Consider the following 25,403-nt stretch of genomic DNA (forward strand, 5'->3'; position numbering starts at 1 on the left):
GAGAACAGCCATGGCAACGCAACCACGCGTTGTGCTCATCGGAGCGGGCATCGTCGGATGCGCGCTCGCGGACGAGCTGACCGCGCGCGGGTGGACCGACGTCACCGTCCTCGAACAGGGACCGCTGTTCGCGACCGGAGGGTCGAGCTCGCACGCCCCGGGCCTGGTCTTCCAGACCACCGGCTGCAGGACGATGACCTCGTTCGCGAAGTACACGGTCGAGAAGTACACAGCGCTGACGATGGACGACAAGTGGTGCTTCCAGCAGCTCGGCGGGCTGGAGGTCGCCACCACGCCGGAGCGCTGGACGGACATCAAGCGCCGGCACGGCTGGGCGACGTCGTGGGGCGTCGAGAGCTACCTGCGCGATCCGGGGGAGTGTGCGGAGCTGCACCCGTTGCTCGACCCGGACAAGATCCTCGGCGGGTTCCACATCCCGAGCGACGGCCTCGCCAAGCCGCTCCGGGCGGCGGAAGCGCAGGCCCGCCGGGCGATGGACCGCGGCGCGAAGTTCCTGGCACACCACAAGGTCACCGGCATCGAACGCACCAGCCGCCGCGTGAAGGCCGTCATCACCGAGCACGACACGTTCGCCGCCGACATCGTCGTGTCCTGCGTGGGAATGTGGGGCCCGCGGATCGGGCGGATGGTCGACCTCGACATCCCGCTGGTCCCGATGGCGCACCAGTACGCGAGAACGACACCGCTCAAAGCCTTGCAGGGCGTCAACAGCGAGCTCAACGAGATGTCGAAGCCGTTGCTGCGCCACCAGGACGCCGACCTCTACTTCCGCGAGCACGTCGACCGCCTCGGCATCGGCGCGTACGGCCACCGGCCCATGCCGATCTCCGCGGACGACATCCTCGACTTCGACGTGGCGCCGACCATGCCGTCCGAGATCGCGTTCACCCCGGAGGACTTCGAGACCTCCTGGGACGCCGCCGTCGACCTGCTGCCGGTCCTCGGTGACGCCAAGGTCGAGGAGGGCGTGAACGGCCTGTTCTCCTTCACTCCGGACGGGAACCCGCTGCTCGGCGAACACCCGAACCTCAAGGGGTTCTGGGTGGCCGAGGCCGTGTGGATCACGCACTCCGCCGGCGTGGCGAAGGCGATGGCCGAGTGGCTGGTGGACGGCCAGCCGCAGATCGACCTGCACGGCTGCGACCTCAACCGGTTCGAGGACGTCCAGCGCTCGCCCGGCTACGTGCACGAACGCAGCTGCCAGAGCTTCGTCGAGGTCTACGACATCCTGCACCCGTTGCAACCTGCCGAACGGCCACGGCCGTTGCGCACGAGCCCGTTCCACGAGCGCCAGCAGGAGCTCGGCGCGGTGTTCCTGGAAGCGTCGGGCTGGGAACGGCCGCACTGGTACGAGGCCAACGCGAACCTGCCGGAGGTCGCGGAGATCCCGGAACGCAACGAGTGGGCGTCCCGGTTCTGGTCGCCGATCGCCGGTGCCGAGGCGCTCGTCGCCCGCAAGCGGGTCGCGATGTTCGACATGACGGCGTTGAAGCGGCTGGAGGTCAGCGGCCCCGAGGCGTTGGCGTTCCTGCAGACCATGACCACCAACCAGCTCGACCGCAAGCCGGGCGCGGTGGTCTACACGTTGCTGCTCAACGAGGACGGGGGAGTGCGCAGCGACCTGACGATCGCGCGGCTCGCCGAGGACCGCTTCCAGGTCGGCGCGAACGGCCCGCTCGACGTCGACTGGCTGCGCAGACACCTGCCCCCGAACGGTGGCGTGCACATCACCGACATCACCCCGGGCACCTGCTGCATCGGCCTGTGGGGACCGGAGGCGCGCAACCTCCTGCAACCGTTGACACGTGACAACTTCTCCCACGAGGCCATGGGCTACTTCAAGGCGAAGCAGACCTTCGTCGGCGAGGTGCCGGTCACCGCGATGCGCCTGTCGTACGTCGGTGAGCTGGGCTGGGAGCTCTACACCACCGCCGACATGGGCCGCCGCCTGTGGGACACGCTGTGGGAGGCCGGTCAGCGGCACGGGGTCATCGCCGCTGGTCGCAGCGCGTTCACGAGCATGCGGCTGGAGAAGGGCTACCGCTCGTGGGGCGCGGACGTGACCACCGAGCACGACCCGTTCGAGGCCGGGCTCGGGTTCGCGGTCCGCATGAACAAGGGCTACTTCCACGGCCGCAAGGCGTTGGAGGGCAAGTCCGAGGACACCGTGGCGCGCAAGCTCACCTGTCTGATCATCGACGACGACCACCAGGTCGTGATGGGTTCCGAACCGGTGTTCGCCGGCGGGGTCGCGGTCGGCTACGTCACCAGTGCGGCGCGCGGTTACTCGATCGGCAAGAACATCGCGTACGCCTGGCTGCCCGCCGAGGTCGCGGTGGAGGGAACGCTCGTCGAGATCGAGTACTTCGGCGAGCGCGTCCAGGCCGTGGTCACCTCCGAACCGCTCTTCGACCCAGAGATGAAGCGGATCCGATCATGAGCCACGACGTGATCGTGATCGGGCTCGGCAGGCTCGGCGGGGCGGCCGCACACCGGCTCGCCTCGCGCGGCCTGCGCGTGCTCGGGCTGGACAGCCGCCCGCAGGCCGAGCTCCCCGACGCCGACGAGGCTCTGCGGGCGGGCGCTGACCTGCGCTTCGAGGAAACGGTGATCGACTTTCACGTCGAGCCCGCCGGAACGGGAGCCCGCGTGCTGACGCGGTCGAGCACCCACGCCGCACCGCTGCTGGTCATCTGCGCCGGCGCGGACGCGCGAACCCTCCTTCTCTGACCAGACTTTCACGGAGTGACCATGACCGCGACCGAGCTCCCGTCCAGCCTGATCCCCACGCTGCCCGGCAGCACCTACACCGACCCGGCGATCTTCGAGCTGGAGCAGGAGAGAATCTTCGAGCGGATGTGGTTCTGCGCGGTCCGCAGCGCCGATCTGCCCGTCGCCGGCAACTTCCGGACCGTCCAAATCGGACGCGAGAGTGTGCTGGTGACACGCTCTCGTGACGGTTCGCTGCGCGCGTTCCTCAACATCTGCCGGCACCGCGGCGCGAAGCTGTGCACCGAGGAGACCGGCACGGTCAAGCGCAACTTCCAGTGCCCGTACCACGCCTGGACCTACGGGCTCGACGGCAAGCTCGTCGCCGCCCCGAACCTGACCTCGATGCCGGACATCGACCGCGTCGAGTACGGCCTGAAGACCGTCCACCTCCGCGAGTGGCTCGGCTACGCGTGGCTGTGCCTGGCCGAGGAGCCGCCGTCGTTCGAGCAGACCGTCCAACAGGACGTCCTGGAACGGCTCGGCAACCTCGACGCGATCGGCAACTACCAGGTCAGCGAGCTCGACCTCGGCCGGCGGATCACCTACGACGTCAAGGCCAACTGGAAGCTCATCATCGAGAACTTCATGGAGTGCTACCACTGCGCGACCATCCACCCGGAGCTCACGGAGGTCCTGCCGGAGTTCGCGGACGGGTACGCGGCGCAGTACTACGTCGGCCACGGCGCGGTGTTCGGTGAGGAGATCAAGGGCTTCACCATCGACGGCAGCGAGGGTTTCGACACGCTGGACGGCGTCGGCNCATCCACCCGGAGCTCACGGAGGTCCTGCCGGAGTTCGCGGACGGGTACGCGGCGCAGTACTACGTCGGCCACGGCGCGGTGTTCGGTGAGGAGATCAAGGGCTTCACCATCGACGGCAGCGAGGGTTTCGACACGCTGGACGGCGTCGGCTCCGACCAGGAACGCCGGTACTACGCGATCACCGTGCGGCCGCAGGTGTTCATCAACCTCGTGCCCGACCACGTGATCATCCACCGGATGTTCCCGATGGCCGCCGACCGGACGATCGTCGAGTGCGACTGGCTCTACGCCAAGGACGTCGTCGCGACCGGCAAGGACGTCTCGCGGTCCGTCGAGCTCTTCCACCGCGTCAACGAGCAGGACTTCGAAGCTTGTGAACGGTGCCAGCCCGCGATGTCGTCGCGGGCCTACGCGCAAGGGGGTGTGTTGGTTCCCTCCGAGCACCACATCGGGGAGTTCCACCGCTGGGTACAGGAAGTCACATCAACTACTAGGTGGTAGTTGCCATGCCCGACCTGAAGTTCCTTCCCACCACGAAAACGAGTACGGACAAAGTCGTCTTCACGCTGTCCGCCGTCGTCGCCGCGGCCTTCCTGGCGTGGGGCGTGTTCGGCACGGACAGCCTCGGCAGCGTGTCCTCCGCCGTGCTCGGCTGGGTCATCCGCAACACCGGCTGGGCGTTCCTCACCGCGGCGACCGGGTTCGTGATCTTCGCGCTGTGGCTGGCCTTCAGCCGCTACGGCCGGATCCCGCTCGGCCACGACGGCGAGCGGCCCGAGTTCCGCACGATCTCGTGGGTCGCGATGATGTTCAGCGCGGGCATGGGCATCGGGTTGATGTTCTACGGTGTCGCGGAACCGTTGTCGCACTTCGTGAAGCCGCCGCCAGGCACGGTGGAGGGCGGTACGGACGCGGCGGTCGAGACCGCGATGGCGACCTCGCTGTTCCACTGGGCGATCCACCCGTGGTCGATCTACGCGGTGGTGGGCCTGGCGATCGCGTACGGCACGTTCCGGCGTGGCCGCAAGCAGTTGATCAGCGCGGCGTTCGCGCCGCTGTTCGGTGACCGGGTGTCGGAGGGGCCGCTCGGGCGGTTGATCGACATCCTGGCGATCTTCGCGACGCTGTTCGGCTCGGCCGCGTCGCTCGGGCTCGGCGCGCTGCAGATCGGCAGCGGGTTGAAGGCCGGTGGGTTCGTGGCCGAGAACCCCGGTGTCGGCGTGCTCATCGGCGTGATCGCGGTGCTGACCGTCGCGTTCGTGGCGTCGGCGGTGTCCGGTGTGGCCAAGGGCATCCAGTGGCTGTCGAACATGAACATGGTGCTGGCGACCGTGCTGGCGGTCTTCGTGTTCGTCGTCGGGCCGACGGTGCTGATCCTCAACCTCGTGCCCGCGGCCATCGGCGACTACTTCCGCGAGATGGGCGACATGATCTCCCGCTCCGGCGCCTCGGGTGGCGAGGCCATGGAGAGCTGGCTGTCGTCGTGGACGATCTTCTACTGGGCGTGGTGGATCTCGTGGACCCCGTTCGTGGGCATGTTCATCGCACGGATCAGCCGCGGCCGGACGATCAAGCAGTTCGTCAGCGGCGTGATCCTCGTGCCGTCGGTGGTCAGCCTGATCTGGTTCACGATCATGGGCGGCACCGCGATCACGTTGCAGCGCGGCGGAACCGACCTGGCCGGCGCGGGCACGCCGGAGTCGCAGCTGTTCGGCGTGCTCGACCAGTTCCCGCTGGCGGGTGTCGCCGGTGTGGTGGTGATGGTGTTGGTGGCGATCTTCTTCGTCTCCGGGGCCGACGCCGCCTCACTGGTGATGGGCACTCTGTCGCAGCGCGGCGCCATCGAACCGCATCGACGGCTGGTGGTGTTCTGGGGTGTGGCGACCGGTGGCGTGGCCGCGGTGATGCTGCTGGTCGGTGGCGGTGGCGCAGCCGCGTTGACCGGCCTGCAGAACCTCACGATCATCGCGGCGGCACCGTTCGCGCTCGTCATGGTCGTGCTGTGCGTGGCGCTGGCGAAGGACCTGCGCAGCGACCCGATGGTGTTGCGCGAGAAGCACTGCGCGGAGATCGTCGAGCAGGCCGTGGCCGTGGGCAACGAGGAGTACGACGGCGACTTCTGCCTGCAGGTGGCACCGATCCAGGTCAAGGCCGGCAGCAACGGGCACGTGGTGGCACGGGAAGTCGTCGATGAGAAGACCTGAGCGGTCCGCGGCCGGCTTCACCGGGGTCCTCGTTGTCCGAGCTGCGCGCGCTGCCCGGCCGGAGGCGGCCGCCTTCCACACCAAGGCGATCGTCATCCGGCTGGAGCGGCCATGAGCTCAGATCAGGGCGCGAATGGCGCGTTCGAACCCGACGACGTGCTGAAGGGCGAGCTCCGAGGCCTTCTTGCTGTCACCCTCGACGATGGCGGTGAGCAACGGGACGTGCTCGTCGACGTGACCGGCCATTCCGGACAGCCGCGGCAGGAACACGCACCAGATGCGCGTGGCCAGGTTGTCGTAGGAGATCAGGGTGTCTTCGAGGAACGGGTTGTGCACGCACCCGTAGATCGAGCGGTGCACCCCGACGTCGACGCGGAGCAGTTCCGTGTTGTCGCCCGACGGCGGCGCCGTGTCGAGCCGGGAGCGCAGCTCGGTCAGCGCGGCGCGGTCTTCTGCTGTGGCCCGCTCGGCGGCAGCGGCTGCGGCGAGGGGTTCCAGGGTCCGGCGCACCTCGGAGATGTGCGAGAGGTCGGAGATGTTCACGTCGGTGGCGAACGTGCCGCGGCGCGGGTAGGCGACCACGAGCCGTTCCTGCTCCAGCCGCTTCAGGGCCTCGCGGATCGGGGTGCGGCCGACGCCGAGCTCGGTGCGCAGCCGCTCCTCGTTGATCGGTTCGCCCGGCTTGATCTCCAACATCACCAGGCGGTCGCGCAGGACGGCGTACGCCTGCTCCGTGAGTGAGGAGGCCGCGGGCTCGTCGTTGACCCGAGTGTTCATGTGACCTACCGTACTGCACAGACTGATATACCAGTAGTCGACCAGATGATTTCGCTGGAGGCGTCGCAATGACCAGCCCGCCCGGAGCACATCTGCCGGAGCACCCGGACTTCCTGTGGGAGAACCCGGAACCGAAGGCCTCCTACGACGTCGTGGTCGTCGGCGGCGGAGGGCACGGCCTCGCCACCGCCTACTACCTCGCCAAGGTCCACGGCATCACGAACGTGGCGGTGCTGGAGAAGGGCTGGCTGGCCGGCGGCAACATGGCCCGCAACACCACGATCATCCGGTCGAACTACCTGTGGGACGAGAGCTCCGGCATCTACGAGCACTCGCTGAAGCTGTGGGAGGGCCTGGAGGAGGACCTCGGCTACCCGATCCTGTTCGACCAGCGCGGTGTGCTGAACCTGGCGCACAGCCTGCAGGACGTGCGCGACAGCGTGCGGCGGGTCAACGCCAACCGGCTCAACGGCATCGACGCGGAATGGGTGGATCCCGCCGGGGTCAAGGAGATCTGCCCGATCGTCAACGTCTCGCCGGACGTGCGTTACCCCGTGCTGGGGGCGACGTACCAGCCGCGCGCCGGTATCGCCAAGCACGACTACGTGGCCTGGGGCTACGCGCGGGCGGCGCACGCGATGGGCGTCGACCTGATCCAGAACTGCGAGGTCACCGGGCTCGAAACCGCAGGTGGCCGGATCACCGCCGTGGAGACTTCACGTGGCCGGATCGCCGCGGGCAAGGTCGCGTTGTGCGCGGCCGGCCACAGCTCGGTCCTCGCGGCGATGGTCGGGCTCAGGTTGCCGTTGGCCTCGCACCCGTTGCAGGCCTTGGTCTCCGAACTGCTGGAGCCCGTGCACCCGACCGTCGTGATGTCCAACGCCGTGCACGTCTACGTCTCCCAGGCGCACAAGGGAGAACTGGTGATGGGCGCCGGCATCGACAGCTACAACGGTTACGGCCAGCGGGGTTCGTTCCACATCATCGAGCAGCAGATGTCGGCGGCGCTGGAGCTGTTCCCCGTGTTCGCGCGCGCCCACCTGCTGCGGACGTGGGCGGGCATCGTCGACGTGTCGCCGGACGCGTCACCGATCGTGGGGCTCACCCCGGTCGGCGGGCTGTACCTGAACTGCGGCTGGGGGACCGGCGGGTTCAAGGCCACGCCCGGTGTCGGTGACTGCTTCGCGCACACCATCGCCCACGACAAGCCGCACCAGTACAACGAGCCGTTCACCCTCGAGCGCTTCACCACGGGCGCTCTCGTCGACGAGCACGGCGCCGCCGCCGTGGCCCACTAGGAGCCTGAGATGCAACTCATCCCGTGTCCGTGGTGCGGGCCGCGCGAGGAAGCGGAGTTCCACTACGGCGGCCAGGCCCACGTCGCGTACCCCGAGGACCCGTCGGCGCTGACCGACGAGCAGTGGGCGCAGTACGTGTTCTTCCGGGACAACCCGAGCGGCCCGTTCGCCGAGCGCTGGAGCCACAGCGCGGGGTGCCGGCGGTGGTTCAACGCCGTCCGCGACACCCGCACCCACGACCTGCTCGCCGTCTACCGCGCCGGTGAGCCGATGCCCGAGGTGACCGCATGACCCTCCGCACGCCCACCGGTGGCTCGATCGACCGGAACACCTTGCTGCGCTTCACGTTCAACGGCCGGGAGTACACCGGGCATCCCGGCGACACGCTCGCGTCGGCGTTGCTCGCTCACGGCGTGCATGAGATCGGCAGCAGCGTGAAGCTCGGCCGGCCGCGCGGCATCGTCGCGGCGGGCTCGGAGGACCCGACGTCGCTCGTGCAGATCGAGGCGCCCTTCTCCGAGCCGATGCTGCTGGCCACGACCGTGGAGCTGTACGACGGCCTGGTGGCGCGCGGGCTCGCGGGTCAGGGTCGGTTGGCCGACGAACCGGATCCGGCCCGGTACGACGCGAAGCACGAGCACTGCGACGTTCTGGTGGTCGGCGCCGGTCCCGCTGGTCTGGTGGCGGCACTGACCGCTGCTCGCAGTGGCGCGCGGGTCGTGCTGGTGGACGAGCAGAACCAGGCCGGTGGTGCGCTTCTGGGTGTGGACGAGTACCTCGACGACCGGCCGTCGGCCGAGTGGGTCGCCGACATCGTCGCGGAGCTGAAGACCACGCCCGGTGTGCTGGTGCTGGAGCGGACCACGGCGTTCGGCATGTACCAGGACGGGTTCGTGCTGGCGTTGCAGAAGCGCACCGACCACCTCGGGTTCGCGGCGCCCGCCGGTGTGGCGCGGCAGCGGGTGTGGCGGATCAGGACGCGGCAGACCGTGCTCGCCACCGGTGCGCACGAACGCCCTGTGGTGTTCGCGGACAACGACCGGCCCGGGATCATGCTGGCCTCCTCCGCCCGGACGTTCCTGCACCGCTACGGCGTGCTGCCCGGTTCGCGGGCGGTCGTGTTCACCACCAACGACAGCGCGTACTGCGCGGCGATCGACCTCGCCGAGTCCGGTGTGGACATTCCACTGATCGTCGACGCGCGGCCGGAAGCTCCTGCCCGGCTGGCAACGGAGTGCGCGGCGCGAGGGATCGAAGTCCGCGCGGGACAGGTGGTGACGGGAACCGGAGGTGCCGGCCGGATCAGCGCGGTGGTGATCGGGAGCGAGAAGGTCGCCTGCGACACCCTTCTCGTGTCGGGCGGCTGGAACCCCGTGGTCAGCCTGTTCAGCCAGGCCCGCGGAAAGCTGCGTTACGACGCCGAACTCGGCGCCTTCGTGCCGGGCGAGGAGCTGCCCACCGTCCGGGTCGCGGGCTCCGCGACCGGTGAGCTGGACCTGACCTCGTGCGCCCGCCAGGGCCGGATCGCGGGCACCGAAGCCGCCATCGCGGCCGGGTTCAGCCCCGGTGGCCAGGTCCCGCTACCCGCCTCCGACTCCCGGTGCACCTCACGGTCCGGCCTCGTGCTGTGGCGCGTGCCCGGCGACGACGACGCGACCTTCGTCGACCTGCAGAGGGACTCGACCGTGGCCGACGTGCTGCGGGCGACCGGTGCCGGTCTGCGGTCGTTGGAGCACATCAAGCGCTACACGACCATCGGCACGGCGCACGACCAGGGCAAGACGTCCGGCATGATCGCGGCGGGCATCGTGGCCGAGGCGCTGGGTGTCGAGCTGGCCGACCAGCGGCCCACGACGTTCCGCCCGCCCTACACCTCGGTGTCGTTCGCCGCGCTGGCCGGCCGGGACCGCGGTGAGCTGCACGACCCGGTGCGCGTCACGTCGATCCACCCGTGGCACGTGGCTCACGGCGCGCTGTTCGAGAACGTCGGGCAGTGGAAGCGGCCCTGGTACTACCCGCAGGACGGCGAGGACCTGCACACGGCCGTGCTGCGGGAGTGCCGGGCGACGCGCGAGAGCGTCGGCATGATGGACGGCTCGACGCTGGGCAAGATCGACGTGCAGGGCCGCGACGCCGGCAAGTTCCTGGACATGCTCTACACGAACATGATGAGCACGTTGAAGGTCGGCAGGATCCGCTACGGCGTCATGTGCGGTGTCGACGGGATGGTGATCGACGACGGCACCGTGATCCGGGTCGGCGAGGAGCGCTATCTGGTCACGACGACCACCGGCAACGCCGCGAAGATCCTCGACTGGATGGAGGAGTGGCTGCAGACGGAGTGGCCGCACCTGGACGTGCACTGCACCTCGGTCACCGAGCACTGGGCCACGATCCCGTTGGTGGGCCCGCGATCCCGCGACGTGCTCGGTGCGGTGGCACCCTCGCTGGACGTCAGCAACGAGGCGTTCGAGTTCATGACCTGGCACGACACGGTCGTTGCCGGTGTGCCGGCGCGGGTCTGCCGGATCAGCTTCTCCGGTGAGCTGGCGTACGAGATCAACGTGACCGCCTGGCACGGCCTGGCCGTGTGGGAGGCGTTGATGGAGGCAGGTGCGGAGTACGGGATCACGCCGTACGGCACCGAGACCATGCACGTGCTCCGCGCCGAGAAGGGCTACCCGATCATCGGCCAGGAGACCGACGCCACGGTGACCCCACAGGACCTGGGCATGTCGTGGGCCGTGTCGAAGAAGAAGCCCGACTTCATCGGCAAGCGCTCGTTCGCTCGCGCCGAGAACAACCGCACGGACCGCAAGCAGCTCGTCGGCCTGCTGCCGGTCGACCCATCGGTGCTGCTGCCGGAGGGATCTCAGATCGTCGAGACGGACCGCCTGCCGGAACCACCGGTCAGGATGCTCGGGCACGTCACCTCCAGCTACCCCAGCGCGGCGCTGGGCCGCACGTTCGCCCTGGCCCTGGTGCGCTCGGGCCACGAACGCATCGGCGAGACGCTCTACGTGCCGGTCGAGGACGCGCTCGTTCCCGTCACCGTCACCGAATCCGTGCTGTACGACAAGGAAGGAGCTCGTCGTGACGGCTGACCTGACCAGCCCGCTGGCGGCCTGGACCGACCGGCTGGCGGCGCTCCCGGTGAAGGCTTCGGAGCGGCCTTTCCTCTCCCAGCTCACCGTCCGCGTGTCGGATCCCACGGCGCTGGGGGTCGCGCTCGGCGTTCAGTTCCCGTCGGTTCCGTGCACTTTCACGGCCGGCTCCGGGGAGTTCGGTGACATCGAGGTGTTGTGGCTGGGGCCGGACGAGTTCCTCGTCGTCGCAGAACCCGGTCGACAGGTGCAGATCGAGGAGGTGTTGCGTGGCGCGCTCGGATCGGCTCGTGGGTCCGTTGTGGACACTTCGGCGCAGCGGACGACTGTGGTCCTGGAGGGGCCGCACGTCCGCGACGTTCTCGCTCACGGATGTTCCGTGGACCTGCACCCGTCTGCGGCTCCCGTCGGCACTTGCGTGCAGACACTCCTCGCCAGGACGGGGATCATCCTGCAGGTGACCAGCACTTCCTCGGTCACGCTGCGGGTGCGCTCGTCGTTCGCCGAGTACCTCGCGGCCTGGCTGAGCGACGCGTGCGCCGAGTACCGGGTGGTGTCGTGATGCGGAACTTCACCCTGACCCTGGACTGTCCGGAGCGGGCGGGCATCGTCCACGCCGTGACGTCGTTCCTGGTCGAACACGGCTGCGACATCGCGGAACACCAGCAGTTCGACGACGACGCACGCGGCAGGTTGTTCCTGCGCACCGCCTTCTCCTGCGCCTCCGACGACATCGGCGTGGACGACCTCGTCCGCGAGTTCGACCCCGTGGCACGCGAGTTCTCGATGAGGTACGGCCTGTGGGACGAGCGCCGCACGCGCATCCTCGTCATGGTGTCGAAGGCGGGCCACTGCCTGAACGACCTGCTGTTCCGCTGGCGCGCGGGCAGCCTCGGCGGCGAGATCGCCGCGGTGGTGTCCAACCACGAGGACCTGCGCCCGATGGCGGAGGCGGCCGGGCTCGACTTCGTGCACGTGCCGAACACCGCGGACACCAAGCACGCCGCCGAGCAGCGCCTGCTGGAACTGGTCGAGGAGTACCAGGCCGACCTGGTGGTGCTGGCTCGCTACATGCAGGTGCTCTCGAACGACCTGTGCGCCAAGCTCGCCGGCCGGGTGATCAACATCCACCACTCGTTCCTGCCGGGCTTCAAGGGGGCCAAGCCCTACCACCAGGCGTACGACCGGGGCGTGAAGTACGTGGGCGCGACCGCGCACTACGTCACGCCCGACCTCGACGAAGGGCCGATCATCGAGCAGGAGGTGCTGCGGGTCGACCACTCCTTCGATCCGCGCGCCCTCACCGCCGTAGGTCGTGACGCCGAGGCGCTCGCGCTCTCCAGAGCCGTTCGCTGGCACTGCGAGCACCGCGTGCTCCTCAACGGCAACGGCACCGTCGTGTTCCGCTGAGCCGAGAGGGCGCACCGCGCTGCACGCGGCCCGAGCGGCGCCGTCGGTAGCGACTGCCCCCGTTGCGCTGACCACGCCGAGGAGATCTCCGGCATCCTGACCAACGAGGACCGCTTGCGCGCGGAGGCTCTCCGGCTGGCCGAGAACGACGTGGCCGCGACCCCGGCGTGCACGGCATCATCTTGCAGCCTCCGCTGCTGCCATGGCGTTGGACGCGACGTCCAACGCCATGGCGATCTGGTCCGTCGTCCACCGCGACGTTCACCGCATCGCCGCAGCGATCTCAGCGTCGAAGAACTCCTCGCCCTCACACTAAATGGCGTAGTCAGCGAGCACCCGCATCTGCTGCGCTTGGTGATGAGCGAGAGCGTCCAGAAACTCGACGTCTTCCATACCTTCAATTCTGTTCTTGATCAAATCTTGATTCTCCAGACGCAACGCAACCACTAGCAACCACGCACGCAACAGATACGCAATCGCACGCAAAACAACCACGCCCCGCAACCGCCTGCGAATCCGCACCACAGAAATTCATTCCGGCAGACGCCCGACGAAGGAGGGCATGTGCCGGCTCGGCGAAGCCGTGTACGCAATCTGACGTACACGAGATCAGAACGTGAGCGGATGAGGTGACCGCCCGAAACCCGGAGAGTGGAGCCAGACACCACGAGACGAAGGAGCGCCACCGATGACAACCACCCGCAAGCTGAGTGGCCGAGCCCGCAAGGCCGTGCTGCTAGTGCACGTCCTCTCGGCGGCGGCGTGGCTCGGCATCGACCTGGCACTGGGAATCCTCGTCGTAGTCGCGCTGAACACCGACACCCCAACCACCGCAGCCATCGCGATCCAGTCCATCGACCTCTTCGCGATCTGGCCGATGTTCGGAGCCAGCGTCGTCTGCATGATCTCCGGCGTCGTCCTGGGCCTGGGCAGCAAGTACGGCCTGATCCGCTACTGGTGGGTCGCGATCAAGCTGTTCATGAACGTCGGCATGTCCCTGCTGATCGCGTTCTCGCTGCGCCCAGGCGTAGCCGAGGCGGCACGTATCGGCGAGCGGATGATGGCGGGTGACCCGACCGCAGTGATCCCGGACGGCTTGATGCACCCGGTCGTGGTCGCCCCGACGTTGCTGCTGTTCGCCTACATCCTGTCCGTCTTCAAGCCGTGGGGCCGGATCCGCAGGTCAGCGGAACCAGTCAAGCGCCAGCGCCGCGACCTCGTCGGGGCGGTCTAGCTGCAGAAAGTGCCCGGCGCCCGCCACGATCTCGACCCGCGAACCAGGGGCGAGGCCCGTGGCGGCGTCGGCGTACTTGTCCGGCGTGATGCAACCGTCGTCAGCACCGGCAAGCACCAGCATCGGCAGCGACGCAGGCTTCTCGGAAACCGACGCCAGCGACGACAACGCCGGATCGTGCAGCGACCGGTCGAAGTTCGCCCGGTACAACTTCAAAGCGTTGGCCCGCACCGCAGGATCCGCGTACAGCTCCTGAACGTACGAAGGCACCGACAGTCCAGGCGACCACGTCCGCCACAGGTAGTCGATCAACGTCGCGTTCAACAGCCCCTCGGCCAGCCCGGGGATCTGGAACATGAACACGTAGAAGAACCTCTGCTGCTGCGCCGGATCCTCGAAGATCGTGCGAAGAGCGGCCGGCGGCGGCACCGACATCGTCACAACACGACGAACCCGCTCCGGCCACACAGCAGCAAGCCGCCCAGCGACACCGGCCCCGATGTCGTGCCCGATCACGTCCAACGGCTCATCAGACAAAGCCGCGTGCACCGCAGCCGCATCAGCAGCCAGCGTCAGACCATCCCCGAAAGCCAGCTGATCGAGCGTCGACGGGTGATGCCCGCGCAGAAACGGCGCGACGACCCGGCGCCCAGCCCCCACCAACCGTTCGGCGAGCGGCCCGAACGACTCCGGATGATCCGGAAACCCGTGCCAGCACACAACGATCGGCCCGGACCCCACCGCGAGAGCGGGGAAATCAATCCGATCGGTCCGGATGACGATCTCTTCGAACGACCCCATCAGAAGTCCACCCGCATCACGAATCGCCGCTTGGTCGGGTGCGTGACCTCCACGAACCCGGCCTCCTCGAACACCTGACGAGCACCGACGTGCATCTCGCCCCACGTCACCGTCTGTCCGGGCGGGGCGAACATCGGATAGGCCTCGACCGCTCGGGCACCGTGCGACCGGGCGTGCGAGACGGTGGCCGCGGCCAGCTCGTACGTGAGGCCCTGGCGCCGAAAACCCTTCCGCACCACGAAACACGTCACGGCCCACACCCCGTCGTCGTCCTTGTCCTCGGATCGCCCCTTCCACGGAACGGGCATGCCGAGCAGCTTCGGGTAGTCACAACGGGGTTCGACCGCGACCCACCCGGCCGGCTGATCGTCCACATAGGCCACGAGACCGCTACCGCGCGCAGACTGCTCGCAGTGCGCGTCGACGCGTTCGTCCTGCGTCGAGTCGCGCCAGATCCAGCCCTTCACCTTGTACCTCTGGCAGTGGCACTTGCTGGGCTCGGAGCCGTCGAAGATCGCCTCGACGTCCTCCCACGGCACCTGGTCCGACGACACGATTCGGATCACGCACAGCAGCCTAGAGGTTCTGGGTGAGGTTCACGGGGTTTCCAGCGGGATCGAAGACGTGCGCTACACGTTGCCCCCACGGCATGTCGTTCGACGGCCCCTTCACCCGTCCACCGGCGGGCTCGACCAGCGGCAGCAACGCGTCGACGTCGTTCACCGCGATGCTCAGCACCATGCGCGCCGGCGCGGACGCATCGGCCGGTTGAACGACAAGCCCGAGCTCGGCGTCACCGATCTTCAGGGTCTTGAAGAACACCTTGCCCTTCGCCGGGTACCGGAACACCTCGGCCGCACCGAAGACCTGCTCGTAGAACGCCTGCACGGGCTTCAGGTCCGGGGTCAGGATGATGGGCTGGATCGTCATGGTTCCTCCTAGTCGTCCACCGTCATACGGGGCGACTCGCCAGAACTCATCGGTGATCCGAAAAGCGGCAGGAGCTCGGGCACGTTGAGGAACGTCGTGTTGCCCGTGACCAGCCCGCCACGAACATCGAGGAACACCAGCCCGAACGGCTGATCCATCCCCGGCCGCATCTGCCAGAACGCGGGGGAGGCGTTGGCGCGAACCGGAACCAGCCACGCGCCCTTGCACGACGCGTTGGGATCCGACAGGGCAACCGAGATCGGACCGCGACCGCGCAACCACCAGCTGAACGGCGGCATCGACATCGTGGCGTCCTCGTGCAGCAAAGCCACGAGAGTGCGCACGTCGTGCCGTTCGAACGCCTCGCAATAACGGCTGAGCAGCGCCTTCTGCTTGGGATCTGAAGCATTCAAAGGCTCGCCAGGATCCACCGTCTGCAAGGTCGCGCGCGCCCGTTGCAACGCGCTGTTCGCCGACGCCACCGAGATGTCCAGCAGCGACGCGACCTCGTCGGCCTTCCACGCCAGCACGTCCCGCAGGATCAGCACGACTCGCTGCTTCGGCGGCAGGTGTTGCAACGCCGCCACGAACGCCAGCCGGATGGTCTCCTTGCGGATGGCCTGGTCCTCCGGCAGGACCTTGTGATCAGGCACGGGCTGCACGAAGACTCGCTCGTGCAGGGGTGCGCCGATGTCGCCGCCGGCCGGGCCGAGGTCGATCGCGAGGGCCCGGCGCTGGGCGCTGCGCTGCATGTCGATGCAGATGTTGGTGGCGATGCGGTACAGCCAGGTGCGCAGCGACGCGCGCGACGAGTCGAAGCTGTCGAACGCCTTCCACGCGCGCACGAGGGTCTCCTGCACGGCGTCCTCGGCCTCGAACCCGGAGCCGAGCATTCGGTAGCAGTAGCCGGTCAGCTCGATCCGGAACGGCTCCAGCGTCTCGATCACGACACGGACCCTACGCGGACCGATGAGTTTTCGTCGGTTGGTCCGTACCAACTGCCATGACCGAAGACATCCGGGCCGCAGTGGCGGCGGAACGACGTGACCAGGCAGAACTCCTAGCTGAGCTCACCGAGGAGCAGTGGAACGCACCCAGCCTGTGCGAGGGCTGGCGGGTCAAAGAGGTCATCGCGCACACGACGTTGCCGTTCCGCAGCTCAGGCGGCCGCGTGATCCTGGAGATCCTCAAGTCGGCGGGCCGCTTCAACCACGCGTCCGACCGCATGGCCCGCAACGACGCCGCCGCGCTGTCCACGAACGACCTGCTCGGCTCGCTCAAGGCCAACATCGACCACCCGTGGACCCCGCCCGGCGGCGGTCCGACCGGCGCGCTTTCGCACGACGTCATCCACGGACTCGACATCACGGTCGCGTTGGGACTGGACCGCAGAGTGCCGCACGACCGGCTCAAGCTGGTGCTCGACGGCATGAAGCCGAGCAACGTCAAGTACTTCGGCGCCGACCTCGACGGCAAGCGGCTCGAAGCGACCGACATGAACTGGACGTTCGGCGAGGGCACGCCGGTGCGCGGCCTGGCTCAGGAGTTGTTGCTGCTCGTCTGTGGACGCACGCTGCCAGAAGGCTGAGCGATCACTGCCTCGCGCACCCGCGCCGTCGCCTCGGTTGTCGTCGCGAGAAACCGCGCCACGACCTGACGGTCCTCCGGGCTCAGCTGCTCCCAGGTCGCGGCGAACTCGCGGGCCAACGGCTGGAAGAACGTCGCGGTCAGTGCCGCCGCCGTGGTGAGCACGCGGAGCTCGACCCGGCGGCGGTCCTCGGGGTCACGATCACGGGTGACGTGACCTGCGCGTTCGAGGCGGTCCAGGACGGACGTGGTGGCGGACGCGCTCAGGTTGAGCGCCTTCGCGAGCGCGCCGGGCGTCATGGGGGAGCGGGCCGTCATGATCAGGTTCAGCGCTGTCATGTCGGTGGGGTGCAGTTCGTGGGCGGCGCTGAAGATCTCCAGGAATCGGTTCGACTCCACGACCAACGCACGGATGAGCATGCTCAGGTCGTAGTCACTTGCCTCGGTCACGTCGTCAGCATACAGTTCGACCACCGAAAGGTTCGACGATCGAAGGAATGCTGATGCGAGTCCTGGCCGGAGTGCTGCTCGTCGTCTGGCTCGCGCTGGGTGGGTTCACCGGGCCCTACGCCGGCAAACTCTCCGAGGTCGCGGAGAACGACAGCAGCGCGTTCCTGCCGAACTCCGCGGAGTCCACACAGGTCGCGGAGCTGCAGAAGAAGTTCCAGCGCGCCAACGCCATCCCGGCGATCGTCGTCGTCGAACGGGCCGGTGGGCTGACCGAGGCCGACAAGGCGTACCTGGCCGAGCGCGGCAAGGGTTTCCAGGCGTCACCGGTCATCCCCGCACCGAACGACAACGAGGCCGCCCAGCTCGTCGTGCTGCTCGACCCGACCAAGGAAGTCCGCGACTCGGTCCTCGCGCTCCGGGACGGCACGCGCGGTGCCCCGCCGGGGCTGACGGTGCTGGTCACCGGCCCGGCCGCGCAGGTCGCGGACCTCGTCGAAGCGTTCGGCGGCATCGACGGACTGCTGCTGATCGTCGCCGGCGCGGTGGTCGCGTTGATCCTCCTGGTCGTCTACCGAAGTCCGTTGCTGCCGATCGTCGTGCTGATGTCGGCGGTGTTCGCGCTGGGGCTCGCGAGTTTCGTCGTCTACCTGTTGGCGAAGAACGACGTGCTGGCGTTGAACGGCCAGAGTCAGGGCATTCTCTCGATCCTCGTGTTCGGTGCGGCGACGGACTACGCGTTGCTGCTCGTCTCGAGATTCCGCGAGGAACTGCGCGACACCCAGGACAAGTACGCGGCGATCCGCACGGCCTGGCGCGGCACGATCGAACCCATCGCGGCGTCGGCCGGCACGGTGATCCTCGGCGTGCTGTGCCTGCTGTTCAGCGACCTCGACTCGAACAAGGGCCTCGGACCGGTCGCGGCCATCGGCATCGGGGCCGCGCTGCTGACCGCGATGACCTTCCTGCCCGCGGTGCTGGCGTTGTGCGGCCGGGCCTCCTTCTGGCCGTTCGCACCGAAGTTCGGTTCACCGCACCCGGAGACCACCGGGTTGTGGGGCCGCACGGCGGATCTGGTGCGCCGCAGGCCGCGCGCGATCTGGATCACCACCGCGATCGTGCTGCTGGTCGGCGCCGCGTTCCTGCCGCAGCTCAAGGCCTCCGGCACCGCGCAGTCCGACGTCTTCCTGACCGAGGTCGAATCCGTTGCGGGACAAGAGGTCCTGTCCAAGCACTTCCCCGGCGGGACCGGATCGCCGACAGTCATCATCGCCGCTGAGGGCAAGACGGCCGAAGTGCTGCAGAAGTCCAAAGTAGAGGGTGTGGCGGACGTCAGGCCCACCGGCACGGCCGAAGGGCTGGTCCGGGTCGAGGCCACGTTGAAGGACGCGCCGGACTCGGACGCGGCAGTCGAGACCGTGCAACGGATTCGCGCCGCGGTGCACGGCATCGACGACGCGAAGGTCGGTGGGCAGACGGCGACGTTGCTGGACACCCGGAAGACCTCCGAGCACGACCGGTTGCTGATCATCCCGATCGTGCTGGTGGTGATCTTCCTGGTGCTCGCGTTGTTGCTGAGGTCGTTGCTGGCGCCGGTGTTGCTCATCGGGACCGTGGTGCTGTCGTTCGCCGCCACGATGGGTGTGTCGGCGCTGGTGTTCAACCACGTCTTCGACTTCCCCGGATCGGACCCGGTGGTGCCGCTGTTCGGGTTCGTGTTCCTGGTGGCACTGGGGATCGACTACAACATCTTCCTGATGACCAGGGTCCGTGAGGAGACGCAGCGCCTGGGCACGGTCGAGGGGACGCTCAGGGGGCTCAGCCTGACCGGTGGCGTGATCACGTCGGCCGGTGTGGTGCTGGCGGCGACGTTCGCGGCGCTCGCGGTGCTGCCGATCCTGTTCCTGACGCAGATCGCGTTCATCGTGGCGTTCGGTGTCCTGCTGGACACGTTGCTGGTGCGGTCGTTGCTCGTGCCGGCGCTGTCGGTGGACATCGGTGGGCGAATCTGGTGGCCGTCGAAGCTGCGGTGAGTGAGGATCACGGGCATGAAGCTCAGCCCACGGCAGCTCAACCGCGCGACGCTCGACCGGCAGATGCTGCTGGAGCGTGGACCGGTGGACCTGCTGACGGCGGTGGACCGGATCGTGGCGATCCAGGCACAGGAACCCGCGTCGCCGTACATCGCGTTGTGGAACCGGATGCGGCGGTTCGACCCGGCGGACCTGGACGAGGCGTTCACGAGCGGCGCGATCCGCAAGGCCACGCTCATGCGGATCACGCTGCACGCCGTGACGGCCGCCGACCACGGGGTGTTCCACCACGCGATGCTGCCCGCGTTGCGCGCGTCCCGGCTGCACGACAAGCGGTTCAAGGCGATGGGGCTGACCATCGAGCAAGCCGACGAGGTCCTCGCGCACATGCTGGAGTTCGCCTCCGAACCGCGCACGAAGCCGGAGCTGGAGGCGTTGCTGCACAGCCACGTCGGTGACGTGGGGGAGCCGGGCATCTGGTGGGCGCTCGCGTCGTACGCGCCGCTGGTGCGCGTGCCGACCGGCGGACCGTGGGCGTACGGGCCGAAACTGTCGTTCCAGACTTCAGTGTTCGAGACGCACGAACGCATGCCGGCGCTCGCCGAGCTGATCCGCCGCTACCTCACCGGGTTCGGCCCGGCGACCATTCCGGACATCAACCAGTTCACGATGCTGCCCCGCACGTCGATCCGCGAGGCGATGGCACTCCTGGACCTGGTGGAGCTCGACGGCGGCTACTACGACGTTCCGAACCGGACGATCCCGGACGAACAGACGGAGGCGCCGCCGCGGCTGATGGCCATGTGGGACAGCACGTTGCTCGCCTACGCCGACCGCAGCCGGATCATTCCGAATGAGTATCGGAAGGTCGTCATCCGCAACAACGGCGACACACTGCCGACACTTCTCGTCGACGGGTACGTGGCCGGTGTCTGGCGTCCGGCCGAGGGCGGCGGCATCGAAGCGACCGCGTTTCACCAGCTCAGTGAGGCGCAGTGGGCCGGTCTCGCGGAGGAGGCGGCCGGGCTGCACAAGTTCCTCGGCGAACGGGAACCTCAGGTCTACCGGCGGTTCGCCCGGTGGTGGAGCGGCCTTCCGGCCCACGACGTTCGTATTGTGTGAAAACGTCAAGATCCACAAAGGACGCCCGCTGAGTCACTATTCCTCCACCCTGCATGGAGGAAAGCTCAATGTTCCAAACGAGAAAGCGCGTCCACGCGGCCTTCGCGGCCGGTCTGCTGGCCGCGGGTGCGATCACCCTGCTCGGCGGTGCTCCCGCTACCGCCGTGAACAACTCCGCCGAGTGCGTCGACGAACACGCCGACGAACACTCGGCGGCGCGCGGCAAGCCCGGCAGCACCGGGCACGACCGCAACGAGATCTCCGACGCCCAGGCCGCCGCGATGAACGCGGACCTGCGCCAGAAGATCGCGCTCAACAAGCAGCTCGGCGAGTTCGGCGCGCTGGCGGCCGGCGGCACGATCAACGTCGTGTTCCACGTCATCACCACCACGTCCGGCAAGGGCAACATCACCGACGCCACCCTGGACAAGCAGCTGAAGGTCCTCAACGACGGCTTCGCCGGCGTGGAGTCGAGCGTCGCGGCGAACACCGGCTTCAGGTTCGTGAAGCAGGAGACCAAGCGCTACCAGGACAACACCTGGTTCAACGGCGGCTTCGACAAGGCCAACACCGAGCGCACGATCAAGACCCAGACCCGCGTCGGCACGGCCGCGACGCTCAACGTCTGGTTCGCCGACATCGACGGCTTCGGGTTCGCGACGTTCCCGAGCTGGTACGCGGGTGACAAGAAGATGGACGGCGTCGTCGTCGACTACGCCACCGTTCCCGGCGGTTCCGAGGTGAACTTCAACCTCGGCAAGACGGTCACCCACGAGGTCGGCCACTGGATGGGCCTCTGGCACACCTTCCAGGGCGGCTGCACCGCGACCAACGACGAGGTCGCGGACACCCCCGCGCAGGGAAGCTCCACCTCGGGCTGCCCGACCGGCCGCGACTCCTGCACGCGACCGGGCCTGGACCCGATCCACAACTACATGGACTACTCGTTCGACTCTTGCTACAACCAGTTCACGCCTGGTCAGAACACCCGGATGCAGAGCGCCTGGACGGCGTACCGCAACGGTAAGTGAGTTTGCTCAAGGAGAGGCGCCGCTCTTGCGCGGCGCCTCTTTCGCTTGCGCTGACAGCAAAAGGAACCGCAGGGCTTCCTGTGAGGCGTCATCCGTTGCCGTGTACGCGACGAGCAGCTGGTCGGGGTGAGTGTCCACAGAGAACTGTTGCACGTCGAGGGTCACCGTGCCCGCCACCGGGTGTTGATAGGTCTTCACGAGCTGGCGCGGGCCGCGGACCTGATGGGCCGCCCGCCACGTGCGGAAGTCCGGGTCGCGGACGCTCAGCTCACCGACCAGCGCGGTGAGCACCGGGTCTCGCGGGGTACGTCCGGCTTCCATCCGCAGCACCGCGACGCACTCGCGGGCCGAGAGCTCCCAGTCGCGGTAGAGGGCGCGGAACGAGGGGTCGAGGAACGTCAGGCGGATGAGATTGCGTTCGGACTGGGGGAGTGCGCCGAAGTCGGTCAGCAGTGCGGCGGCTCCGCGGTTCCAGGCCAGGACGTCCATGCGGCGGTGCAGGACCATCGCCGGGATGTCGGGCATGCCGTCCAGCAACTGTTGCAGCCTGGGCGCGACCTCCGGGGGCGCCGAGGGCCTGGCCGGTGCCACGTCCGCGACCGTGAACAGGTAGGCGCGCTCGTCCGGGGCGAGTTGGAGGGCGTCGGCCAGGGCGTTGAGGACGGTCCGCGAGACCCGATTCGTGCGGCCCTGTTCGAGGCGGACGACGTAGTCGACGCTGACGTGCGCGAGCTGGGCCAGTTCCTCGCGGCGCAGGCCCGGGACGCGGCGGTTTCGGCCGTCGTCGGGCAAACCCGCGCGGTGCGGGTCGAGGGCGGCGCGGCGGGTGCGGAGGAACTCGCCCAGTTCGGTCATGCCTCCAGTGTCCGCGGGTTCGTGTCCGTGTGCCTGGTACTGGTTTGCATGGGCTGGGTCGTCCCTGGTTGCTCCGCCGCGTCGGGATCAGCGTTGTGGTCATGGAAACCGTGACTTTTCCCAGCAACGGACTTGAGATCGTCGGCCACCTCCACCGTCCTCAAGGGACGCCGCGTGGGGCGATCGTCGTCGGTCACCCCGGCACCGGCGTGAAGGAACAGACGGCAGGGCTCTACGCGGCGCAGCTCGCTGAGCAGGGCTTTCTGGCGTTGGCGTTCGACGCCGCCTACCAGGGTGAAAGCGCGGGCGAGCCGCGCGGACTGGAAGACCCGGCTCAACGGGTCGAGGACATCCGGGCGGCGGTGACGTTCCTCGGCGAGGAACGGGTCGGTGTGCTCGGCATCTGCGCTTCAGGCGGGTACGGGCTAGCGGCCGCCGGGACCGACCAGCGGATCAAGGCGATCGCCACCGTCAGCCTCGCGGACATCGCGCGGCAGTTCCGGTTCGGTGCGGACGGGACCCAGGATCCCGCTGTGTTTCCAGGGATGTTGGCCTCGGCCTCCGACGGTGGGAGCTTCCCGCTCTTTCCGGACAGTGAGGAGGCGGCTCGCGCGTTGGGTGACCACGCTTACGAGGGCTGGCAGTACTACTGCACGCCGCGCGCCGCACACCCCCGTTCGGCGAAGACGTTGACCTGGAACAGCGTCGCGCGGATCGCCGCCTTCGACGCGTTCCGGACCGTCGACCTGATCGCGCCGCGGCCGTTGCTGCTGGTCGTCGGACGGGAGGCGGTGACGTCGTGGATGAGCGTCGAGGCCTATCAGAGGGCGGCCGGCCCCAAGGAGATCCAGTGGATCGAAGGGGCCGGCCACGTCGACCTGTACGACAGGTACGTGCCGCAGGTCGTCGAGCGGGTGGCGGAGTTCTTCGCGGCGAACCTCTAGGGCGCGAGGCGTTCCTTCATCGTGCCGACCGATGGCGTGCCCTCCGGCGACGGCAACTTGCCCAGCAGGTAGCCGGCGTGGCTCACGCCCAGCAGGATGAGGAACGTGTCGGAGAACGCCGGCAAGCCGCCGATGCCCGCCGGGTTCGGCACCGCCCGCAGTGCCGCGGCGGCTTGCACGACGTAGCCCAGCACCAGCAGCACCGTGATGATGAAGTTCTGGAACTTGGCCACGTCGATCGCCTTGCCCGCGGACTTGCCCTCCTCGATGGTCAGCATCTCCAGGAACTTCCCGGTCTCCTGACCCAGCGGGTAGGCGGCCACCGACTCCGGCCGGGTCGCGCTCTTCGTGACCTTCACCGCGCCCGCCACCACGGCGGACCCCAGCGAGATGCCGAGCAGCGTCAGCACCTCGTTGGGCACGGTGAAGCCGAGCACGTCGGACTGACCCGCGATGGCCCGGCCCGCGGCCATACCGCTCATCAGCGACAACATCACCACTGTCCACACGACGACCTGGAAGCGGGTGAGGCTGTAGCGGCCTCTGCTGTCGTGCAGGATGTCCTTGATGCCCAGAGCCTTGGGTATTCCGATCGCCAGCCCCAGGATGACGGCGGCGGACACGGCCCAGGCCCAGAACGTGGTCGCCATGACGACCTCCTCGGTGCGCGGTGCGATGGTGACGCTGTGGTGAGTAGTTCGCACCGAGGAGACCTGGCGTTATCACGTTGGGTAACGATTTGGGGCTTACTCGCGCCGGCTGGCCAGCCGGTAGGCCGCTGCGCCGATCAGCTCAAGGGAGACCTGCAGGCGCTCCAGGCTGATGTTGTCGCGGATCGTGTCCTCCGGCGTGTGGTAGATCGGCTCCAGCAGCTGAGGGCCACCCTCACCGCGCCAGCTGAAGTTCGCGGACGCCATGCCCTTCTCGTGGAACGGCACGTGGTCGCTCGACCCGCGCGCCACCGGGCCGTGCACCCGCGGGTCGTAGCCGAGCCGTTGCGCCGCCGCTCGCACCTCGGCCGTCGTGGCGTTGTTGGCGCCGTCCACCGAGAGCAGCCAGTACGCCGTCGCCGGGTCGTGGCTGGTGGCGACCATGTCGTTCTGGAACACGCCCTTGATGCGTGCGATCTCTTCGGGCGTGAGCTGGTTGACGTAGTACCTTGAGCCGAGCAGACCCTGTTCCTCAGAGCCCCACAGCGCGAACCTGATCGCCTTGTGCGTAGGCAGATAACGCAGCACTCGCGCGAGTTCCAGGCACAGCACGGTTCCGCTGCCGTCGTCGTTGGCACCCGGCGAGCCCGGCACGCTGTCGTAGTGCGCGGTGACCATCACGACCCCGTTGTCGCGCCACGGGAAGGTCGCCGGGCGTTCCGCGATCACGTTGTAGGACGTCAGGTTCGGGTGGTGCGTCGTGGTGATCGTCAACTCTCCGGTGCCCTGGGCGCGGAGCTTCTCGGTGTGCGCCTGAGCGAGGCCGATGACCGGCACGGTGACGTTGCGGTCGAGCGCGGGGGAGAACGCGCTGGACTTGCTGGCCGTGGCGGAGATCCGGCCGAGGATCACGGCGACCGCGCCGCGTTCGATCGCCGCGTGCGTCGGCGCCGAACCGGCCGGGGCGTTGACGTAGAAGGCGATCTTGCCGGTGAGGTCGGGCAGCTGGCCGTCGACGACCTCGACGAACGGCGCCTTGACCGTCGCGCCGAGTGCGCCGAACCGGGAGGCACCGGCCTGCCACCTGCCGTTGATGTCCGCGAGGTACTTGTCCGGCACGGTGAACGGCTGCGTCGTCACCTGGTATCGGAGGCTCTTCAGCTCCCGGACGAGGTAGTCGCGGGCCCGGTGCTCGGACGCGGTGCCGCCGATCCGCGGCCCGATCTTGTCGCTCAGCACCTTGAGGTGTTCCAGCGCCTTGCGGGCCCGAACCCTTGCCACGACGGGGAAGTCGCCGAGGTTGAGGTCCGGCACCCCTGCGGCGCCCGGTCGTTGTTCGGTGGCCGCGAGCGCGCTCGCGGGGTTGGTCACCACGGCGGCGACCCCGGCCGCCGCGGCCAGGAAGTCACGTCTGCGCATGTC

The 25,403-nt window shown here is 68.3% G+C and carries 25 protein-coding genes and 2 pseudogenes; 17 read left to right on the plus strand and 10 right to left on the minus strand.

Annotated features, from left to right (window positions below; all coding sequences use genetic code 11):
- Window positions 1-10 precede the first annotated feature (10 nt).
- The 6 genes and pseudogenes from LFM09_RS09160 (at window position 11) to LFM09_RS09185 (ending at window position 5,873) form a co-directional block, all read left to right on the plus strand.
- Entirely contained in the window at window positions 11-2,461 is a 2,451-nt protein-coding gene (locus LFM09_RS09160; RefSeq protein ID WP_414095888.1) for a GcvT family protein, read from the plus strand.
- A complete protein-coding gene (locus LFM09_RS09165) occupies window positions 2,458-2,751 on the plus strand; it encodes a hypothetical protein (RefSeq protein WP_414095889.1) in 294 nt (97 codons plus the stop codon). Before LFM09_RS09160 ends, LFM09_RS09165 begins: the two co-directional genes overlap by 4 nt.
- 126 nt (window positions 2,752-2,877) lie before the next feature.
- A pseudogene (locus LFM09_RS09170) lies at window positions 2,878-3,354 on the plus strand (aromatic ring-hydroxylating oxygenase subunit alpha); the annotation flags it as partial.
- Window positions 3,355-3,554: 200 nt separating this feature from the next.
- Window positions 3,555-4,055: pseudogene (locus tag LFM09_RS09175) on the plus strand (SRPBCC family protein); the annotation flags it as partial.
- Window positions 4,056-4,060: 5 nt separating this feature from the next.
- Window positions 4,061-5,758: a BCCT family transporter gene (locus tag LFM09_RS09180; RefSeq protein ID WP_414095890.1), complete on the plus strand. Its 1,698-nt coding sequence runs from the start codon at window positions 4,061-4,063 to the stop codon at window positions 5,756-5,758.
- The gene (locus LFM09_RS09185) at window positions 5,745-5,873 is read left to right on the plus strand and encodes a hypothetical protein (RefSeq protein WP_414095891.1); all 129 of its coding nucleotides are present in this window, start codon (window positions 5,745-5,747) and stop codon (window positions 5,871-5,873) included. Before LFM09_RS09180 ends, LFM09_RS09185 begins: the two co-directional genes overlap by 14 nt.
- Before the next feature lie 2 nt (window positions 5,874-5,875).
- On the opposite strand, the gene LFM09_RS09190 is transcribed toward LFM09_RS09185, so the two are convergent.
- Window positions 5,876-6,535, minus strand: a complete 660-nt coding sequence (locus LFM09_RS09190) for a GntR family transcriptional regulator (protein ID WP_414095892.1) — start codon at window positions 6,533-6,535, stop codon at window positions 5,876-5,878.
- Window positions 6,536-6,603: 68 nt separating this feature from the next.
- On the opposite strand from LFM09_RS09190, the gene LFM09_RS09195 reads away from it, so the two are divergent.
- The 5 genes from LFM09_RS09195 to purU are packed head-to-tail and all read left to right on the plus strand — an operon-like array spanning window position 6,604 to window position 12,347.
- Window positions 6,604-7,833 carry a sarcosine oxidase subunit beta family protein gene (locus LFM09_RS09195; protein WP_414095893.1) on the plus strand — a complete coding sequence of 410 codons (1,230 nt, stop codon included), beginning with the start codon at window positions 6,604-6,606 and terminating at the stop codon, window positions 7,831-7,833.
- A 9-nt stretch (window positions 7,834-7,842) separates the two neighbouring features.
- Window positions 7,843-8,124 (plus strand): sarcosine oxidase subunit delta, encoded by a 282-nt coding sequence (locus LFM09_RS09200; protein ID WP_414095894.1) that lies wholly within the window; start codon window positions 7,843-7,845, stop codon window positions 8,122-8,124.
- On the plus strand, window positions 8,121-10,937 hold the full coding sequence (locus LFM09_RS09205) for a 2Fe-2S iron-sulfur cluster-binding protein (RefSeq protein ID WP_414095895.1): 2,817 nt from the start codon (window positions 8,121-8,123) through the stop codon (window positions 10,935-10,937). Before LFM09_RS09200 ends, LFM09_RS09205 begins: the two co-directional genes overlap by 4 nt.
- Window positions 10,927-11,499: a sarcosine oxidase subunit gamma gene (locus LFM09_RS09210; protein WP_414095896.1), complete on the plus strand. Its 573-nt coding sequence runs from the start codon at window positions 10,927-10,929 to the stop codon at window positions 11,497-11,499. The genes LFM09_RS09205 and LFM09_RS09210 overlap by 11 nt, the downstream gene beginning before the upstream one ends.
- A complete protein-coding gene (gene purU, locus LFM09_RS09215) occupies window positions 11,499-12,347 on the plus strand; it encodes a formyltetrahydrofolate deformylase (protein WP_414095897.1) in 849 nt (282 codons plus the stop codon). Before LFM09_RS09210 ends, purU begins: the two co-directional genes overlap by 1 nt.
- Before the next feature lie 312 nt (window positions 12,348-12,659).
- On the opposite strand, the gene LFM09_RS09220 is transcribed toward purU, so the two are convergent.
- Window positions 12,660-12,869 (minus strand): hypothetical protein, encoded by a 210-nt coding sequence (locus tag LFM09_RS09220; RefSeq protein WP_414095898.1) that lies wholly within the window; start codon window positions 12,867-12,869, stop codon window positions 12,660-12,662.
- A 166-nt stretch (window positions 12,870-13,035) separates the two neighbouring features.
- Here LFM09_RS09220 and LFM09_RS09225 point away from each other — a divergent pair, with 166 nt between their 5' ends.
- Window positions 13,036-13,581: a hypothetical protein gene (locus LFM09_RS09225; protein ID WP_414095899.1), complete on the plus strand. Its 546-nt coding sequence runs from the start codon at window positions 13,036-13,038 to the stop codon at window positions 13,579-13,581.
- Here the strand turns inward: LFM09_RS09225 and LFM09_RS09230 are convergent.
- Genes LFM09_RS09230 through LFM09_RS09245 form a run of 4 tightly spaced genes read right to left on the minus strand, consistent with a single transcriptional unit; the run spans window position 13,531 to window position 16,259 of the window.
- Window positions 13,531-14,382 (minus strand): alpha/beta fold hydrolase, encoded by an 852-nt coding sequence (locus LFM09_RS09230; protein WP_414095900.1) that lies wholly within the window; start codon window positions 14,380-14,382, stop codon window positions 13,531-13,533. The genes LFM09_RS09225 and LFM09_RS09230 overlap by 51 nt on opposite strands.
- A complete protein-coding gene (locus tag LFM09_RS09235) occupies window positions 14,382-14,948 on the minus strand; it encodes a GNAT family N-acetyltransferase (protein ID WP_414095901.1) in 567 nt (188 codons plus the stop codon). Before LFM09_RS09235 ends, LFM09_RS09230 begins: the two co-directional genes overlap by 1 nt.
- Before the next feature lie 10 nt (window positions 14,949-14,958).
- Complete coding sequence (locus LFM09_RS09240) at window positions 14,959-15,312, minus strand: VOC family protein (RefSeq protein ID WP_414095902.1); 354 nt, start codon at window positions 15,310-15,312, stop codon at window positions 14,959-14,961.
- An 8-nt stretch (window positions 15,313-15,320) separates the two neighbouring features.
- The gene (locus LFM09_RS09245) at window positions 15,321-16,259 is read right to left on the minus strand and encodes a sigma-70 family RNA polymerase sigma factor (RefSeq protein ID WP_414095903.1); all 939 of its coding nucleotides are present in this window, start codon (window positions 16,257-16,259) and stop codon (window positions 15,321-15,323) included.
- Window positions 16,260-16,315: 56 nt separating this feature from the next.
- Here LFM09_RS09245 and LFM09_RS09250 point away from each other — a divergent pair, with 56 nt between their 5' ends.
- On the plus strand, window positions 16,316-16,900 hold the full coding sequence (locus LFM09_RS09250; RefSeq protein ID WP_414095904.1) for a maleylpyruvate isomerase family mycothiol-dependent enzyme: 585 nt from the start codon (window positions 16,316-16,318) through the stop codon (window positions 16,898-16,900).
- Here the strand turns inward: LFM09_RS09250 and LFM09_RS09255 are convergent.
- A complete protein-coding gene (locus LFM09_RS09255; RefSeq protein WP_414095905.1) occupies window positions 16,852-17,349 on the minus strand; it encodes a MarR family winged helix-turn-helix transcriptional regulator in 498 nt (165 codons plus the stop codon). The genes LFM09_RS09250 and LFM09_RS09255 overlap by 49 nt on opposite strands.
- Window positions 17,350-17,396: 47 nt before the next feature.
- Here LFM09_RS09255 and LFM09_RS09260 point away from each other — a divergent pair, with 47 nt between their 5' ends.
- From LFM09_RS09260 to LFM09_RS09270, 3 genes are all read left to right on the plus strand, one after another.
- The gene (locus tag LFM09_RS09260; RefSeq protein WP_414095906.1) at window positions 17,397-19,379 is read left to right on the plus strand and encodes an MMPL family transporter; all 1,983 of its coding nucleotides are present in this window, start codon (window positions 17,397-17,399) and stop codon (window positions 19,377-19,379) included.
- 15 nt (window positions 19,380-19,394) lie between these two features.
- Window positions 19,395-20,501: a winged helix DNA-binding domain-containing protein gene (locus LFM09_RS09265; protein ID WP_414095907.1), complete on the plus strand. Its 1,107-nt coding sequence runs from the start codon at window positions 19,395-19,397 to the stop codon at window positions 20,499-20,501.
- 68 nt (window positions 20,502-20,569) lie between these two features.
- Window positions 20,570-21,532 carry a zinc metalloprotease gene (locus LFM09_RS09270; protein ID WP_414095908.1) on the plus strand — a complete coding sequence of 321 codons (963 nt, stop codon included), beginning with the start codon at window positions 20,570-20,572 and terminating at the stop codon, window positions 21,530-21,532.
- Window positions 21,533-21,538: 6 nt separating this feature from the next.
- Here LFM09_RS09270 and LFM09_RS09275 read toward each other — a convergent pair whose 3' ends face one another.
- Window positions 21,539-22,387: a helix-turn-helix transcriptional regulator gene (locus LFM09_RS09275; protein ID WP_414095909.1), complete on the minus strand. Its 849-nt coding sequence runs from the start codon at window positions 22,385-22,387 to the stop codon at window positions 21,539-21,541.
- A 101-nt stretch (window positions 22,388-22,488) separates the two neighbouring features.
- On the opposite strand from LFM09_RS09275, the gene LFM09_RS09280 reads away from it, so the two are divergent.
- Window positions 22,489-23,331: an alpha/beta hydrolase gene (locus LFM09_RS09280; protein WP_414095910.1), complete on the plus strand. Its 843-nt coding sequence runs from the start codon at window positions 22,489-22,491 to the stop codon at window positions 23,329-23,331.
- Here the strand turns inward: LFM09_RS09280 and LFM09_RS09285 are convergent.
- Window positions 23,328-24,035 carry a hypothetical protein gene (locus tag LFM09_RS09285; protein ID WP_414095911.1) on the minus strand — a complete coding sequence of 236 codons (708 nt, stop codon included), beginning with the start codon at window positions 24,033-24,035 and terminating at the stop codon, window positions 23,328-23,330. The genes LFM09_RS09280 and LFM09_RS09285 overlap by 4 nt on opposite strands.
- 42 nt (window positions 24,036-24,077) lie before the next feature.
- Window positions 24,078-25,400 carry a M28 family peptidase gene (locus tag LFM09_RS09290; protein WP_414095912.1) on the minus strand — a complete coding sequence of 441 codons (1,323 nt, stop codon included), beginning with the start codon at window positions 25,398-25,400 and terminating at the stop codon, window positions 24,078-24,080.
- Window positions 25,401-25,403: the final 3 nt, after the last annotated feature.

The organism is Lentzea alba (genome assembly GCF_047445655.1).
Classification (GTDB): domain Bacteria; phylum Actinomycetota; class Actinomycetes; order Mycobacteriales; family Pseudonocardiaceae; genus Lentzea; species Lentzea alba_A.